Origin of the sequence: Virgifigura deserti, from assembly GCA_003576685.1 — a bacterium.
Lineage (GTDB): Bacteria > Pseudomonadota > Alphaproteobacteria > Dongiales > Dongiaceae > Virgifigura > Virgifigura deserti.
The window spans coordinates 12943-27695 of sequence record QOZR01000009.1 but is presented as its reverse complement, the minus strand read 5'-3'; the positions used below and the strand labels follow the sequence as shown (position 1 = coordinate 27695).

Here is a 14753-nt window from a genome sequence, read left to right as displayed (position 1 = left end):
TACACCGAAGAGGGCCTCGCCGACTGCCGGAGCTTGGGAACTGGCCCAATTCGGCCCCCGGTCCGCCCCCGGATTGCGGCCTTGTGCTGCGCGGCGGCCTGTGCATGATGCTTGCCCGGAGAAGGCCGCAGGCGGTGCGGTCATCGGCTCTCGAGGTAGAGTTCATGCGAGTTAAAGTCTTTGGGGTCATCGGGGCGGCGGCGGCCGGCCTCCTCCTTTTAGCGGTTGCGGTCGTCCAGGCGCAGTCCGAAGATCCGGCGGCGGATCCCGTTGTGGCGGTCGTCGACGGCCAGGAGTTGCATCGGTCAGACGTGATTGAATCGGCCAGTTCGCTGCCCCCCGCCTATCAGCAGAACATCGACCGGATCTTTCCGGCGCTGCTGGACCGGCTGATCGACCTGACCCTCTTGGCGAAGGAAGGGCGCGAGCGCGATCTGCAGGACGACGAAACCGTCCGCGCGATGGTGACCGATTTCGAGGATCAGGCGATCCGGGAAATCCTGCTGCAGCGCTATCTGGAAGAAGCCTTAACTGACGAGGCGGTGCAGCAGCGCTATGCCGAACGCGTCGAGGATTTCGAGCCGGTGCCGGAGGTTCGGGCGCGCCATATTTTGGTCGAGACCAAGGAAGAGGCGGAAGCGATCATCGAGGAACTGAAGGCTGGCGCAAACTTCGAGGAGCTGGCGCAGAGCCGCTCGACCGGCCCCTCGGGACCGGAGGGTGGCGATCTGGGCTACTTCGTCGCCGACCAGATGGTGCCCGAGTTCGCCGAAGCCGCCTTCGCCCTCGAGGAGGGCGCGATCACCCAGGAGCCGGTGCAGACGCAGTTCGGCTGGCACGTAATCAAGGTCGAGGACCGCCGTGAACGGGAGGCGCCGAGCCTCGAAGAGATGCGGGCGGAAATCGAAGGCGAGCTGTCGCAGGAGCTGGTCACGGCGTTCCTTGCCGACCTGCGCGAGGACGCCGAGATCGAGAAGTTCATTCCGGAAACCCCGCCTGCCGCCGAAGCGCCCGCCGAATCGCCGGCGGAAGGGGCGGGTGAGCCGGCCGAGTAGCGCCGGCCTCTCTCGCGCGCCGCTCCGATGCTGCCCCGTTCGCCCCTCGCGCCGGAGGTCCCGGCCGCTCTGCCGTCGATCGCCGGCGTGCGGCTGGCCGCGCGCGAATGCGCCGTACGCTATCGCGGGCGCAAGGATGTCTGCCTCCTGGAATTCGCCGCCGGAACGGCAGTCGCCGGCGTCTTCACCCGCTCGCTAACGGCCTCGGCACCCGTCGAGCTCTGCCGGAAGCATCTGGCCGGAGGGAAGGCGCGGGCGATTCTGGTCAATGCCGGTAACGCCAATGCGTTCACCGGCGGCGTCGGCGTTGCCTCCGTCAACGGGATCGTCAAGCAGGTTGCCGAGCGGATCGGCTGTCGGCCGCGTGAGGTGTTCATCGCCTCCACCGGCGTCATCGGCGAAACGCTGCCCGACGAGCGGATCATCGCCGGACTTGACGGCCTAGCGCAGGATCTCGATCCGGCGAGCTGGCGCGCGGCGGCCGAGGCGATCATGACGACGGACACCTTTCCGAAGCTCGCGACGCGGACCGCGACGATCAACGGCGTGGCGGTGACGCTGAACGGAATCGCGAAAGGCTCCGGTATGATCGCGCCGGACATGGCGACGATGCTGGCCTTCGTCGCCACGGATGCCAAGCTTCCCGCCGCCGTGCTGCAGCCGCTGCTGCGGCGGGGGGCGGATCGATCCTTCAACGCGATTACCGTCGACAGCGACACCTCGACCAGCGATACGCTGCTGCTCTGCGCCACCGGACAGGGGCCGCGCCACGCCGCCGTGCGGGAGCCCGGGGATCGCAGGCTCTCCGATTTCCGCGCCAAGCTCGAGGATCTTCTGATCGATCTGGCCTGCCAAGTGGTGCGCGACGGCGAAGGCGCGCGGAAGTTCGTGACCATTACCGTGACCGGCGCCGCCTCTGCCCGCGCGGCCCGGCGGATCGGCTTCGCCGTCGCCAACTCGCCGCTGGTCAAGACGGCGATCGCTGGTGAGGACGCCAATTGGGGCCGCATCGTCATGGCCGTCGGCAAGGCCGGCGAGAAGGCCGACCGCGACCGGCTCGCCATCGCGATCGGCGGCGTTACCATTGCCGAGAAGGGCCAGCGCTGCCTCGGCTACGACGAAGGGCCTGTGGCCGCACATATGAAGGGCCAGGAGATCGACATCGCGATCGATGTCGGCGTGGGCAACGGCCGGGCCCGCGTCTGGACCTGCGATCTCACCCACGGCTATATCGACATCAACGCGGACTACCGGAGCTGAGCGGCCGTCCGCCTTCTTCTAGCGATGGCTCGATACCATGCGGTTGGAAACCGATCGGCTGATCCTGCGGCCGCCCGACCTTGCGGACGCTCCGGCGATCCGTCGCCTTGCCGGCGACTGGGAGGTTGCTCGCTATACGGCTCGAATTCCGCACCCCTATGAGGACGGCATGGCCGAGTCCTGGCTCGCCAGCCTACAGCAGCCGACCGACGAGGACGCGGAGATCGTGCTGGCCGTCGAGCGCCGGGCCGACGGCGCGTTCCTGGGCTGCATCGGGCTGTCGCCGGATCCAGCCGCGGGAACGGCCGAAGTCGGTTACTGGCTCGGTCGGCCCTTCTGGGGACAGGGCTATGCCACCGAAGCCCTCGCGGCGTTTGTCGGCTTCGCCTTCGATCATTTCGGATTGGCACAGGTGACCGCCTCGGCGATGCCGGAAAACCGCGGTTCGATCCGTGTTCAGGAAAAGGTGGGGTTCACCTTCGTGGATGAGGGCGAGGAGCCGGCGCCGGCGCGCGGCGGGCCGATCAAGGTCGAGCGCCGTCTCCTGACCCGCGCGGCGTTTGAGCAATCGCGGGCCGCCGGAACACAAGCAGATCTGGCGCTTCCGATCGTCCTGGTCGTGGCCGTGGCGCTCGTCGATCTGGACGGACGGGTGCTGCTCGCGCAACGGCCGGAAGGCAAGCCCCTGGCCGGGCTGTGGGAGTTTCCCGGCGGCAAGGTCCATCCGGGGGAAACGCCGGAAGCGGCGCTGATCCGCGAGCTGCAGGAGGAACTGGGAATCGATGTGGCGGAAAGCTGCCTCGCGCCCTTTACCTTCGCGTCGCACCGCTATGAGACGTTCCATCTTCTGATGCCGCTCTATGTCTGCCGGGTCTGGAAAGGGCAGGTTCGGGCTCTGGAGGGGCAGGCGCTGGCCTGGGTCCGGCCGAACCGAATTACCGACTATCCGATGCCGCCGGCCGACAAGCCGCTCGTCGCGATGCTGCGCGACCTGCTGTAGCGGATTCAATGCGGCCGCGTTTTCGCGCCGGCCGGGATCTCCGTCGTGTCCAACGCATCCGCCAGGCGTGATTGGGCGCTGCCAGGGCGAAGCGCTGTCTGCTGGGACTCATGCGGCGCCCATCCGGTCAGGTAGACGATCTGGAAGGTTGCCGGAAGGCGTCCGTCATCATCCGCATGGCGCTCCTGATAGGTCGCGGCGGCGCGGAACAGGGTGGCGCGGCGCGTCGGGTGCCGGGACCGCTCGCGCACGGCGTTCGTCTCGCCCATGCCGCGCAGGTCGCGCATCAGCCGGAAGGGATCGGGGTAGGTGACGGTCAGGACATCCGTGTCGATGACCGGCAGGGCGAAGCCCGCGCGCTGCAGCAGCCCGCCCGCGTCGCTCAGATCGGCGAAGGGCGAGATTCGCGGGCTGGCGCCGCCGGTTTCGGCGAGCTCGGCCTCCAAAAGCGCCGTTCGCAGTTCCGCCAGGGTGGCGCCGCCCAGCATCGTCCCGAGGAACAGGCCGTCCGGCTTCAGGATCTGACGGATCTGCCGCAGGCAGCCGGGCAGGTCGTTGACCCAATGCAGGCTGAGATTGCTCAGGACCAGATCAAAGGAGGCGGGAGCGAAAGGGAGGAACTCCTCGTCGACGACGGCCGTCGGCACACCGCCGCGCCGGTCCGCCGCGCGCCGCGCCATGATGGGCGAGAGGTCGCACTGCACGAGTTCCCGAATGCCCCCGCGCGTACCGATCGCATCGGCCAGTTCGCCGCCATGGCAGCCGAGGTCGAGCGCCCGGGGAAACTTGCGGGTCACGTCGTCCAGCCGATCGGTCAGCCGCTCGGCCGTCTCGCGTAACAGGAAATCGTGGGAGTCGAGATCTGCGGCGGCGCGGTCGCGGTGCCGGCGCACCAGCCGTCGGTCGAAGAGGTTCATGGGGTCGGACATGTTGCCAATATGGCGGCGGCCGGTGTCGTCTGCAAATCTGTTCGCTCATTGACGGCTTGCCAGCACGCAGTCGAAAATCAGTAATGCTTAGTCGCGCGACAATGGTTAACGGCGTCCGTCGCATCGGACGCGCGGCGCTCAACGCGGTCCTGCCGCCGCGTTGCCTGAAATGCGGCGCCGTCGTCGATCAGCCAGGGCTGCTCTGCCCGAGCTGCTGGGCATCGGTGACCTTCCTGGCGCCGCCTTGCTGCGCCGCCTGTGGCTATCCCTTCGAGTTCGCGATGGGCGAGGGGGCGCTGTGCGGTGCCTGCAGCCGCGATCGCCCGCTCTATGACCGGGCACGGGCCGTGCTGCGCTATGACGAGGCGAGCCGGGACATCATTCTCGGTTTCAAGCATGGCGATCGCACCGACGGCGCTTCGGCGCTCGGCCGATGGATGGCGCGGGCGGGCGCCGAGCTGCTGGCCGAGGCGGAGGTGATCGTGCCGGTGCCGCTGCATTGGCTGCGCCTGTTCACCCGCCGGTATAACCAGGCGGCTCTGCTCGCGCTCGCTCTGTCGCGGAGCTCGGGCGTCCCGGTCGCGGTCGATGTCCTGCGCCGTCGCCGCGCGACCCCGCCTCAGGGCCGGATGAGCGCCACGGCCCGCCGCCGCAATGTCGAGGGAGCCTTTGTCGTGAAGCCGGAGCGGCGGGACCGGATCGCCGATCGCCGCGTCCTCCTGGTCGACGACGTGCTGACCACGGGTGCAACGGTAAACGCCTGTACCCGGGCCTTGCGCCGGGGCGGCGCGGCAGCGGTCGATATCCTTACGGTGGCGCAGGTCGTCCGGCCCTCGCAATGAGGGGCGGTCTTGCGTCCCGTATTGCCGGACTCCGGGCCGAATAGTGACAAATTCGACTGGCGATGCCACTTATTGGGGTGTCGTGGATCACTGGCGGAAAGGAAGCCATGGCCTCGGTCGAAATCTACAGCACCCAGTTCTGCGGATATTGTATGCGGGCGAAGCGGCTGCTGAGCACGAAGGACGTCGCCGTCACGGACTATGATGTCTTTGCGGAACCTTCGCGGCGGCAGGAGATGGTAGCGCGCTCCGGCGGACGCACGTCGGTGCCCCAGATCTTCATTAACGGCACGCATATCGGCGGCTGCGACGAGCTTTACGCGCTGGAGCGTTCGGGCCGGCTGGCATCCATGCTGGAGGCGACAGGATGAGCGGACCATTCACGGCGGCCTGCGTGCAGATGACCGCGGGCCGCGAAATCGAATCCAATATCGCAGCGGCGTCGACGGCGATCCGGGAGGCGCGGGCCGCCGGTGCGGACTTCATCCTGACGCCGGAGAACACGACCATGATCGAGTCGAAGCGCGCGCTTCTGCTTGAGAAGGCCAAGCCCGAGGCGGAGCATCCCGCCTTGCCGGCCTTTCAGGCGCTGGCCGCCGAGATTGGCGCCTGGCTGCTGATCGGCTCGCTGACGATCCGGCTCGAGGACGGGCGCTGCGCCAATCGCTCCTTCCTGCTCGATGATGCCGGCCGCATCGCCGCGCGGTATGACAAGATTCATATGTTCGACGTCGATCTCGCCGGCGGCGAGCGCTACCGGGAATCCGCCAGCTTCCGGCCGGGCGGCGAGGCGGTGGTCGCGGACACGCCCTGGGGCCGGGTCGGCCTCTCCGTCTGCTACGATCTGCGCTTCGCGCATCTCTACCGGGCGCTGGCCCAAGCCGGCGCCGATTTCCTGACCGTGCCGGCCGCCTTTACCCGCCCGACCGGGCAGGCGCATTGGCATGTGCTGCTGCGTGCCCGCGCGATCGAGACCGGCTGCTTTGTCTTTGCGCCGGCGCAGTGCGGCGAGCATGCCGAGGGGCGGAAGACCTACGGCCATTCCTTGATCGTTGCGCCCTGGGGCGAAATCTTGGCGGAAGGCGGAGAGGAGCCCGGCCTGATCCTGGCGGAGATCGATCCTGCCAAAACTGAGGAGGCGCGCCGCATGGTGCCGGCACTCTCTCATGACAGGCCGTTCACCGTGCCGCCGACCGTACGGCCGCCACTGAACGCGGCCGGCGCGTAAACGGGAGCCGGCGCCTTTATCCCGGTTGCGACGTGACCCGCAGGTAAGGCTTCAGCGTTTTCCAGCCGCCGGGGAACTTTTCCTTGGCTTGCTCGTCCGAAACCGAGGGCGGGATAATGACATCGTCGCCCTGCCTCCAGTTGACCGGCGTCGCAACGGAGTGCGTGGCCGTCAGTTGGCAGGAGTCGAGCAGACGGAGCACCTCGTCGAAGTTCCGGCCCGTGCTCATGGGATAGGTTAGCATCGCCTTGATCTTCTTGTCGGGTCCGATCACGAAGACTGACCGCACGGTTGCATTATCCGCCGGCGTCCGGCCCTCGGAGGTGTCGCCCGCATCGTCCGGCAGCATGTCGTAGAGCTTCGCCACCTTCAGCTCGGGGTCGCCGATCATCGGGTAATTCACCGCATGCCCTTGCGTTTCCTCAATGTCCTTCGACCATTTCATGTGATTGTCGACCGGGTCGACGCTGAGACCGATGATCTTGCAGTTGCGCTTCTCGAACTCCGGGTTCAGCCCCGCCATATAGCCGAGTTCGGTGGTGCAGACCGGGGTGAAGTCCTTCGGATGCGAAAACAGAATGGCCCATCCGTCCCCGATCCAGTCATGGAAGTTGATCGTGCCTTGTGTGGTTTCCGCAGTGAAGTTCGGTGCTTCCGAGTTGATCCGCAATGACATGGCTTACTTCTCCTCCCCGTAAACCGTCCCCTGCATGATCCGTGAACATGGCGATCGTAGTGGAGTGTCGTTGTGATGACAATTGCCTCACCGAGAACGGCCCTGGCGGCATGCGGTCAGGGCGTTGGACGACGCGCGGCAATCCGCTGGACGGCCGCCGGCCGGGGCTTGTCGACTTCCAGGTTCTCATAGGCAAGAACCTCCAGCTGGCCCGTGACCGCATCCAGAAGCTCACCCGGACGGAGCAGGAAGTCGGGATTGCGCGGCCGCCCGAAGCGTTCGTTTCCGAGGGCGAAGGTTTCGTAGATCAGCATTCCGCCCGGTGCGACAGCCCGCACGATCGCCGGCAGCAGCGGACGATGCAGATAATTGGTTACGACCACGCCGGCAAACCGCCGCTCGCCGAGCGGCCACGAACGGCCCTCCTCGAGATCGGCCGCGATCAGCTCGAGGGCGGGCGTGCCGGCTAGATCCTGAAGCTGCGACAAGTCGCGGTCGACGCCCACCATCGGCTGGCCGCGCGCCAGCAGGAGGCGCAGATGCCGGCCGCTGCCGCAGGCAAGATCCAGGACTTCTCCTACCGCCGGAATCAATGGTGCAAATCGTTGGACCCAGGCCGAGGGCGGCGGTGCGTCCGCGCATGGCCCGGATGAAGGGACTTCACCCGCGTTCGCCACGGTTGGCACTCCCCACGTTCGGGTGCTTGTCTGGCATCGTTTCTTGCTCCATCTATTAGACGTAACGAATTTTTTACGGCTCCGGAGGAGCTTAGCGCGGTTCGACCATGATTCTGTTCAATTTGAAATGCGCCAAGGACCACCAGTTCGAGGGATGGTTCCGCGACGGCGATGCCTTCGACGCCCAGGCCGCGGCGAAGAAGATCAATTGCCCGATCTGCGGCAGTCGCCGCATCACCAAGGCGCTCATGGCTCCGCGGATCGGCAAGCATGGTGCGAAGGAAGCGAAGCAGACGGAAATACAGGCGGCCGTGCTTCGGGAATTGAAGGAGCTTCGCAAGAAGGTCGAATCGAACTGCGACTATGTCGGCGACAAGTTCGCCGAGGAAGCCCGGCGCATCCATTATGGCGAGGTCGATCCGCGCGGCATCTATGGCGAGGCCTCCGACGAGGAGGCGAGTGCCCTGACCGAAGAAGGGGTCGAGTTCGCGCAGATTCCCTGGCTCCCGCGGCAGGATAGTTAGCGCAGTTCCGTTATCTGCGGAAGTTGATTCGCGACCAGAAAGTTGACAAAGTCAAAGATATAATTGACTCTGGCATGATCTTTGAGCGTGCTCCAGGGGGTGATGGTGGTTGAGGGCAATTTCGATCAGTGCGTGGAAGCGGTGCGGCGCTTCAATCGGTTCTACACGAGGCAGATCGGCGTGCTGCGGGACGGATTGTTGAGCAGCCCCTTCTCCCTGGCCGAGGCGCGCGTGCTCTACGAGCTTGCCCACCGCGAGAAGCCCGCGGCGAGCGAACTCGGCCGGGAGCTGGGCTTGGATGCCGGCTATCTGAGCCGTATCCTGCGCGGTTTCGAAAAGCGCGGCTTGATCGAGAAGGGGCCGTCGGAAACCGACGGCCGGCAAAGCCTCCTATGGCTGACGGAGCAGGGGCGGGAGGCCTTCGCACTGCTCAATGCGCGCTCGCGAGATGAAATCGGTGCAATGCTGAGCGGCCTGCCCACGGCTCAGCAAGACCGCCTGACCGAAGCGATGCGGACGATCGAGTCATTGCTCGGCATCCCGCCCGAGCAGAAGGCTTCTTACCTTCTCCGGCCTCCTCAGCCGGGCGACATGGGCTGGGTCGTCAACCGGCACGGTGTTTTGTATGCCCGGGAGTATGGGTGGGATGAACGGTTCGAGGCGCTGGTCGCGGAAATCGTGGCAACGTTCATCCGGAACTACGACCCGAAGCGGGAGCGCTGCTGGATCGCCGAAAAGGATGGCGAGAATGTCGGCTCGGTGTTCCTCGTCGCATCGTCGAAGACGGTAGCCAAGCTGCGCCTGCTGCTGGTCGAGCCCAAAGCGCGTGGGCTGGGCATCGGTGCCCGGCTGGTCGGCGAGTGCGTGCGCTTTGCCCGGCAGGCGGACTATCGGAAGATCACGCTGTGGACCAACGACGTGCTGTATGCCGCCCGGCATATCTACGAAGCGGCCGGCTTCCGCCTGGTTCACGAAGAACCGCATCACAGCTTCGGCCATGATCTCAATGGCCAAACCTGGGAGCTGAAGCTGTAGTCCCCGGCTCTCGTCGATCTAGCGGGGCGTCGCAACGATCATGTAGTTGACGTCGAGATCCTTCGACAGCGACCAACGATCCGAGAGGGGGTTGTAGCTGACCCCGGTCATCTCGACGATGTCCACCCCGCTCGGACGGAGCGCCGCCGCAAGCTCGGACGGGCGGACGAACTTGCGCCAATCATGCGTGCCGCGCGGCAGCCACCGCAGGACATATTCGGCCCCGACGACCGCGAGGGCGAAAGCCTTGGGCGTCCGGTTCAGCGTCGCGACGATCATCACGCCGTTCGGCTTCAGAAGCTCGCAGCAACTGCTGAGGAAGGCCCTCAGATCTGCGACATGCTCGACCACCTCCATGTTCAGGACGACGTCGAACCGGGTCCCCTCCGTGGCGAGGGCCTCGACCGTGTCGCAGCGATAGTCGATATCCAGGCCGCTTTGCGCGGCATGCGAGCGGGCGATGGCGATGTTGCGGGCCGCGGCGTCCAGGCCGGTCACCTGCGCGCCGAGCCGGGCCATCGGCTCGGCCAGGAGGCCGCCGCCGCAGCCGACATCGAGAAGCCGCAGACCTTCAAACGGCCGCCCGGCGAGCGAATCGCGGCCGAAACGCGCCGCAACCCGGTCGCGGATGAAGGCGATTCGGGTCGGGTTGAATTTGTGCAGCGGGCGGAACTTGCCCCGAGGGTCCCACCACGCCTCGGCCATTGCCGTGAACTTGGCGATCTCCGCCGGGTCGACGCTCGCGGCGTCGACGGACGTGGTCTCCGCCGACGGTTCCCGGTTCACCGCGCCACCACCCATCGGACTCCCTCTCCCTTCTGCTCGGCCGGAGTGCTCTTGCCTCGGCTGTCTTGAATGAGTATGGATACGCGCCGCTGGGCGGGCAACCCGCGACTGCCGCTTGTCCGCTCGCCGGCGAGAAGCCCTACCAAGAGGTCCAATGGCATCCAAGCCGCATATTGCGCGAATCGTCATGAAGTTCGGCGGCACCTCGGTGGCCGATGTCGATCGCATCAACGCGGTGGCCCGCCGGGTCAAGGCGGAGGTGGATCGGGGCAATGAGGTTGCGGTCGTCGTCTCAGCCATGGCCGGCACGACGAACCAGCTCGTCGAGTGGACCCGCGCGATCTCCCGCCTCCATGATGCGCGGGAATATGACGTCGTCGTCTCGGCGGGCGAGCAGGTGACGAGCGGGCTTCTCGCCCTGGCCCTGCAGGAGCTCGGCGTGCCGGCCCGGTCCTGGCTGGGGTGGCAGATTCCGGTCCACACGGACGACGTCCACGGCAAGGCGCGGATCAACGGCATCGGGACCGACGAGATCGAGAAGCGCTTCGCCCAAGGGCAAGTCGCCGTCGTCGCGGGTTTCCAGGGGCTGGGCGGCGACAACCGGATCACGACGCTCGGCCGGGGCGGCTCCGACACCTCGGCGGTGGCGCTGGCGGCGGCCTTGAAGGCGGATCGATGCGACATTTTCACTGATGTCGATGGCGTCTATACCACCGATCCGCGTATCGTTGCCAAGGCGCGCAAGCTGGATAAGATCACCTACGAGGAAATGCTGGAGATGGCGTCGCTCGGCGCCAAGGTGCTGCAGATCCGCTCGGTCGAGATGGCGATGAAGCACCGCGTCCGCCTGCAGGTGCTCTCGAGTTTTGTCGACCAGCCGGGAACGCTGGTCGTTGATGAGGACGAGATCGTGGAACAGGAACTTGTCAGCGGAATCGCCTATAGCCGCGACGAAGCCAAGATCACGCTCACCGGCGTGCCCGACCGGCCCGGTGTGGCCGCCGCTATCTTCGGGCCGCTGGCGGAGGCCAGCATGAACGTCGACATGATCGTTCAGAACGTGTCGGAGGGCGGCGGAACGACCGATCTCACCTTCACGGTGGCGAAGAGCGATCTCGACCGCGCGATCAAGGTGCTCGAAGAGCGACGCGACCGGCTCGGTTACCGGGCGCTCGTGCCCGACTCCGACGTGGTCAAGGTTTCGGTCATCGGGGTCGGCATGCGCAGCCATGCCGGAGTCGCCCAGCGGATGTTCAGCGCGCTCGCCGAGAAGGGGATCAACATCCAAGTCATCTCGACCTCGGAGATCAAGGTCAGCGTTCTGATCGCGGAGGAATACACCGAACTCGCGGTCCGCAGCCTTCATACGGCCTATGGCCTGGACGCCGCCTAGCGTATGTCCGACGGATCTGTGCAGATGAGGCTCGATCGGCTCTGGCAGCGCGGCCGGGCGTTCCTTGGTTGCGACTACGCCATCCTCGGTGGCGCCATGACCTGGGTTTCCGAGCGGCATCTGGTCTCTGCCATCTCGAACGGCGGCGGTTTCGGGATCATTGCCTCCGGCTCGATGACGCCGGATCTGCTGTCCGCCGAGATCACCGCGACGGCCGCCCTGACCGACCGTCCCTTCGGGGTGAACCTCATCACCCTCCATCCGCAGCTTTTGGACCTGATCGACGTCTGCCTCGATCATCGGGTCAGGCATATCGTCCTCGCCGGAGGGCTGCCGTCTGGCGCCGCTATCGCCCGCGCCCGCGGTGGCGGTGCCAAGGTGATGTGCTTCGCACCGGCCCTCGTGCTGGCGAAGAAGCTGGTGCGCTCGGGCGCGGACGCCCTGATCATCGAGGGCATGGAGGCGGGCGGGCATATCGGCCCGGTCTCGACCAGCGTGCTTGCGCAGGAGATCCTGCCGGCGGTTCGTGACGTGCCGGTGTTCGTCGCCGGCGGAATCGGCCGCGGCGAAGCGATCCTGGGCTATCTCGAGATGGGGGCGTCCGGCTGCCAACTGGGCACCCGCTTCGCCTGCGCTTCGGAGTCGATCGCCCATCCCCGGTTCAAGCAGGCCTTCTTGCGCGCCAGCGCCCGCGATGCGGTGCCGTCGGTCCAGCTCGACCCCCGCTTCCCGGTGATTCCGGTCCGCGCGCTGGCCAATGCCGCCACGCAGCGGTTCATGGAGATGCAGCGCTCGGTGATCGAGCGCTTCAACCGCGGTGAAATCGACCAGAAGGCGGCGCAGCTCGAGATCGAGCATTTCTGGGCGGGCGCGCTGCGCCGCGCCGTGATCGACGGCGATGTCGACAACGGCTCGATCATGGCCGGACAGAGCGTCGGCATGGTCAGCGAGGAACAGGCGACCGCCGTCATTCTGCGCGAACTGGTGGATCAGGCGCTTACGGCGCTGTTGGCCAGGGAGGAGGCGGAGAAAGAGCGGATCGGGGCGGTCGGCTGATGCCGCAGAGCGGCGGCCTTACGGGCTCCCGTCTGCTTCTCCGACGCTTGCGCGACGTGATGGCCGGCGGCGGCAGCGCCCAGGACCGGCTCAACAAGGTCGTCACGATCATCGCGGCCGATATGGTCGCCGAGGTCTGTTCCGCCTATGTCCGGCGCGCCGGCGATGTCCTGGAGCTGTTCGCGACCGAGGGCCTGAAGCGGGAGGCGGTGCACAAGACCCGCCTGAGGATCGGCGAGGGTCTCGTGGGCCACATCGCGGCCCACCCGCGTCCGCTCGCCCTGTCCGACGCCCAGTCCCATCCCAACTTCGCCTATCGTCCGGAAACGGGCGAGGAAGTCTACCAGTCGCTCATGGGGGTCCCGATCCTGCATGGCGGTCGCGTCGTCGGCGTTCTGGTCGTCCAGAACCGGACCCGACGGCATTATGCCGAGGAGGAGGCCGAAGCGCTCGAGACCGTTGCGATGGTCCTGGCGGAACTGGTCGCGAGCGGTGAACTCGTCAGCCCCGACGAGATGCGTCCGATCGAAGGAATCGGCCTGTTGCCGCTGCGCCTCGAGGGTGTCGCCCTCCACAAGGGCCTAGCGACCGGTCAGGCGGTGCTGCACGAGCCGCGTATCCTTCTGAGCCAGACCGTCGCGGAGGACCCGCGCCAGGAGCTGGAGCGCTTCCGCGCCGCCGTGGCGGGCATGCACAATGCGCTCGACGACATGCTTGCGGCGAGCGATATCGCCGATGGCGGCGAGCATCGCGACATTCTCGAAAGCTATCGGATGTTCGCGGCGGACCGCGGTTGGCTCGGCCGGATCGCCGAGGCGATCAACAGCGGTCTGACCGCTGAGGCCGCCGTCCTGAAGGTGAAGAACGATACCCGGGCGCGCATGGGGCAGATCGTCGACCCCTATTTGCGTGAACGGCTGCTCGACCTCGACGACCTTGCGAACCGCTTGATCCAACACCTCGCTGGCGACGTGATCTCGCAATCCGCGGATCTCCTGTTTAACGATGTGGTGCTCTTCGCCCGTACGATGGGTCCCGCCGAGCTGCTCGATTACGACAGGGACCGCCTTCGGGGTCTGGTCCTCGAGGAAGGGTCGCCGACCGCGCATGTCGCGATCGTCGCGCGGGCGCTCGACATCCCCGTCCTCGGGCGGGTCCCGAATGCGCTGAGCTATGTGGAATCGGGCGACGGTGTCATCGTCGACGCCGACCACGAACAGCTGTTCATCCGACCGGCCGAGGATATTCAGCAGATCTATTCCGAAAGCATGCAGGTCCGCGCGCAGCGGCAGGCGGCCTTCGTCGCGACACGCGGCTTGCCGGCGGACAGCCGCGACGGCGTCCGGATCTCGCTCAACATCAATGCGGGCCTGCTGATCGATATGTTGCATCTCGCGGAGAGCGGGGCCGATGGAGTCGGCCTTTACCGCACCGAGATCCATTTCATGGCGCGCCATGCCTTTCCCGACGTCGCCGCCCAGACCGATCTGTACCGCAAGACCCTAGAGCAGGCCGGCGACAGGCCGGTGGTCTTCCGCACGCTCGACATCGGCGGCGACAAGCTGCTGCCCTACTGGCGCGGGACCGGCGGCGAGAATCCGGCCATGGGCTGGCGGGCTATCCGCATCGCCCTCGACCGTCCGGCCATGCTGCGACAGCAACTGCGCGCGATGATCACGGCCGCCGCGGGGCGCTCGCTCAACATTATGTTCCCGATGATCGCAGATGTTCCGGAGTTCGATGCCGCCCGGCGCCTCTTCGAGATCGAGCTAGACCGCGCGCGGCGGCTCGGCGCCGTGCTGCCGGCCGACATCAAGGTCGGCATCATGTTCGAGATCCCCGCCCTGGCATGGCAGCTGCCGCTGCTGCTGCCTCGCGTAGATTTCGTCTCGATCGGCAGCAACGATCTGCGCCAGTTCCTGTTCGCAAGCGATCGCGGCAACCCGCAGATGAGCGATCGCTATGACGTGTTGTCGCCGCCGATGCTGGGATTGCTCGCCGAGCTGGTGCGGGCCTGCGGGGCGGCTGGCGTTCCTTTGAGCCTGTGCGGGGAAATGGCGGGGCAGCCGCTCGAAGCCATGGCCCTGATCGGGCTCGGTTTTCGCAGCCTGTCCATGTCACCGTCGTCCATCGGACCGATCAAGACGATGATCCGCAGCCTGGAGGCCGATCCGCTGCGGCGCTATCTCGATCGATTGCTCCCGCAGCCGGTTCCGAGCCTGCGGCGGCAGCTTCGCGCCTATGCTCAAGATCATGGAGTCGCGATTTAGAGCGCGCGATTTAGAATGCCTA

15 protein-coding genes and 1 pseudogene are annotated in these 14753 nt (G+C 66.4%); 12 read left to right on the top strand and 4 right to left on the bottom strand.

The window, feature by feature from the left end; translation table 11 throughout:
- Window positions 1–164: 164 nt before the first annotated feature.
- From DT069_RS15910 to DT069_RS24990, 4 genes and pseudogenes are all read left to right on the top strand, one after another.
- Entirely contained in the window at window positions 165–1055 is an 891-nt protein-coding gene (locus tag DT069_RS15910) for a peptidylprolyl isomerase (RefSeq protein ID WP_162913236.1), read from the top strand.
- Between the two features lie 27 nt (window positions 1056–1082).
- Window positions 1083–2315, top strand: coding sequence for a bifunctional glutamate N-acetyltransferase/amino-acid acetyltransferase ArgJ (gene argJ / locus DT069_RS15905; protein WP_119461309.1), 1233 nt, complete (start codon window positions 1083–1085; stop codon window positions 2313–2315).
- Between the two features lie 37 nt (window positions 2316–2352).
- Window positions 2353–2781: pseudogene (locus DT069_RS24995) on the top strand (GNAT family N-acetyltransferase); the annotation flags it as partial.
- Between the two features lie 129 nt (window positions 2782–2910).
- Window positions 2911–3315 carry a (deoxy)nucleoside triphosphate pyrophosphohydrolase gene (locus DT069_RS24990; RefSeq protein ID WP_425450323.1) on the top strand — a complete coding sequence of 135 codons (405 nt, stop codon included), beginning with the start codon at window positions 2911–2913 and terminating at the stop codon, window positions 3313–3315.
- A 5-nt stretch (window positions 3316–3320) separates the two neighbouring features.
- On the opposite strand, the gene DT069_RS15895 is transcribed toward DT069_RS24990, so the two are convergent.
- Entirely contained in the window at window positions 3321–4244 is a 924-nt protein-coding gene (locus DT069_RS15895) for a methyltransferase domain-containing protein (RefSeq protein ID WP_119461307.1), read from the bottom strand.
- An 83-nt stretch (window positions 4245–4327) separates the two neighbouring features.
- On the opposite strand from DT069_RS15895, the gene DT069_RS15890 reads away from it, so the two are divergent.
- The 3 genes from DT069_RS15890 to DT069_RS15880 all read left to right on the top strand — a co-directional run bounded on the left by DT069_RS15890 (window position 4328) and on the right by DT069_RS15880 (window position 6314).
- Window positions 4328–5086 carry a ComFC family protein gene (locus DT069_RS15890; protein WP_425450287.1) on the top strand — a complete coding sequence of 253 codons (759 nt, stop codon included), beginning with the start codon at window positions 4328–4330 and terminating at the stop codon, window positions 5084–5086.
- Window positions 5087–5193: 107 nt separating this feature from the next.
- On the top strand, window positions 5194–5457 hold the full coding sequence (gene grxC / locus DT069_RS15885) for a glutaredoxin 3 (protein ID WP_119461305.1): 264 nt from the start codon (window positions 5194–5196) through the stop codon (window positions 5455–5457).
- Window positions 5454–6314: a carbon-nitrogen hydrolase family protein gene (locus DT069_RS15880; RefSeq protein WP_119461304.1), complete on the top strand. Its 861-nt coding sequence runs from the start codon at window positions 5454–5456 to the stop codon at window positions 6312–6314. Before grxC ends, DT069_RS15880 begins: the two co-directional genes overlap by 4 nt.
- Window positions 6315–6330: 16 nt before the next feature.
- On the opposite strand, the gene DT069_RS15875 is transcribed toward DT069_RS15880, so the two are convergent.
- Window positions 6331–6990 (bottom strand): peroxiredoxin, encoded by a 660-nt coding sequence (locus DT069_RS15875; protein ID WP_119461303.1) that lies wholly within the window; start codon window positions 6988–6990, stop codon window positions 6331–6333.
- Between the two features lie 116 nt (window positions 6991–7106).
- Window positions 7107–7667 carry a class I SAM-dependent methyltransferase gene (locus DT069_RS15870; RefSeq protein WP_119461488.1) on the bottom strand — a complete coding sequence of 187 codons (561 nt, stop codon included), beginning with the start codon at window positions 7665–7667 and terminating at the stop codon, window positions 7107–7109.
- Between the two features lie 107 nt (window positions 7668–7774).
- Between DT069_RS15870 and DT069_RS15865 the strand changes: the two genes are divergently transcribed.
- The gene (locus DT069_RS15865) at window positions 7775–8191 is read left to right on the top strand and encodes a DUF1178 family protein (RefSeq protein WP_119461302.1); all 417 of its coding nucleotides are present in this window, start codon (window positions 7775–7777) and stop codon (window positions 8189–8191) included.
- Window positions 8192–8278: 87 nt separating this feature from the next.
- Window positions 8279–9226: a bifunctional helix-turn-helix transcriptional regulator/GNAT family N-acetyltransferase gene (locus tag DT069_RS15860; protein WP_425450322.1), complete on the top strand. Its 948-nt coding sequence runs from the start codon at window positions 8279–8281 to the stop codon at window positions 9224–9226.
- A gap of 18 nt (window positions 9227–9244) precedes the next feature.
- Here DT069_RS15860 and ubiG read toward each other — a convergent pair whose 3' ends face one another.
- Entirely contained in the window at window positions 9245–10027 is a 783-nt protein-coding gene (gene ubiG, locus DT069_RS15855) for a bifunctional 2-polyprenyl-6-hydroxyphenol methylase/3-demethylubiquinol 3-O-methyltransferase UbiG (RefSeq protein WP_119461300.1), read from the bottom strand.
- 157 nt (window positions 10028–10184) lie between these two features.
- On the opposite strand from ubiG, the gene DT069_RS15850 reads away from it, so the two are divergent.
- From DT069_RS15850 to ptsP, 3 genes are read left to right on the top strand one after another with little or no spacing between them, the layout of a single operon-like run.
- Window positions 10185–11405, top strand: coding sequence for an aspartate kinase (locus DT069_RS15850; RefSeq protein WP_119461487.1), 1221 nt, complete (start codon window positions 10185–10187; stop codon window positions 11403–11405).
- A 24-nt stretch (window positions 11406–11429) separates the two neighbouring features.
- Window positions 11430–12461: an NAD(P)H-dependent flavin oxidoreductase gene (locus tag DT069_RS15845; protein WP_425450286.1), complete on the top strand. Its 1032-nt coding sequence runs from the start codon at window positions 11430–11432 to the stop codon at window positions 12459–12461.
- Entirely contained in the window at window positions 12461–14731 is a 2271-nt protein-coding gene (gene ptsP, locus DT069_RS15840) for a phosphoenolpyruvate--protein phosphotransferase (protein ID WP_119461298.1), read from the top strand. The genes DT069_RS15845 and ptsP overlap by 1 nt, the downstream gene beginning before the upstream one ends.
- Window positions 14732–14753 lie beyond the last annotated feature (22 nt).

Bases quoted from the DNA above. Each gene is read 5' to 3' on its own strand.
- DT069_RS15880 (WP_119461304.1), top strand. From the start codon at position 5,454: ATGAGCGGACCATTCACGGCGGCCTGCGTGCAGATGACCGCGGGCCGC.
- DT069_RS15845 (WP_425450286.1), top strand. From the start codon at position 11,430: ATGAGGCTCGATCGGCTCTGGCAGCGCGGCCGGGCGTTCCTTGGTTGC.
- argJ (WP_119461309.1), top strand. From the start codon at position 1,083: ATGCTGCCCCGTTCGCCCCTCGCGCCGGAGGTCCCGGCCGCTCTGCCG.
- grxC (WP_119461305.1), top strand. From the start codon at position 5,194: ATGGCCTCGGTCGAAATCTACAGCACCCAGTTCTGCGGATATTGTATG.
- DT069_RS15890 (WP_425450287.1), top strand. From the start codon at position 4,328: ATGCTTAGTCGCGCGACAATGGTTAACGGCGTCCGTCGCATCGGACGC.
- DT069_RS15895 (WP_119461307.1), bottom strand. From the start codon at position 4,244: ATGTCCGACCCCATGAACCTCTTCGACCGACGGCTGGTGCGCCGGCAC.
- ubiG (WP_119461300.1), bottom strand. From the start codon at position 10,027: ATGGGTGGTGGCGCGGTGAACCGGGAACCGTCGGCGGAGACCACGTCC.
- DT069_RS15875 (WP_119461303.1), bottom strand. From the start codon at position 6,990: ATGTCATTGCGGATCAACTCGGAAGCACCGAACTTCACTGCGGAAACC.
- DT069_RS15865 (WP_119461302.1), top strand. From the start codon at position 7,775: ATGATTCTGTTCAATTTGAAATGCGCCAAGGACCACCAGTTCGAGGGA.
- DT069_RS15910 (WP_162913236.1), top strand. From the start codon at position 165: ATGCGAGTTAAAGTCTTTGGGGTCATCGGGGCGGCGGCGGCCGGCCTC.
- ptsP (WP_119461298.1), top strand. From the start codon at position 12,461: ATGCCGCAGAGCGGCGGCCTTACGGGCTCCCGTCTGCTTCTCCGACGC.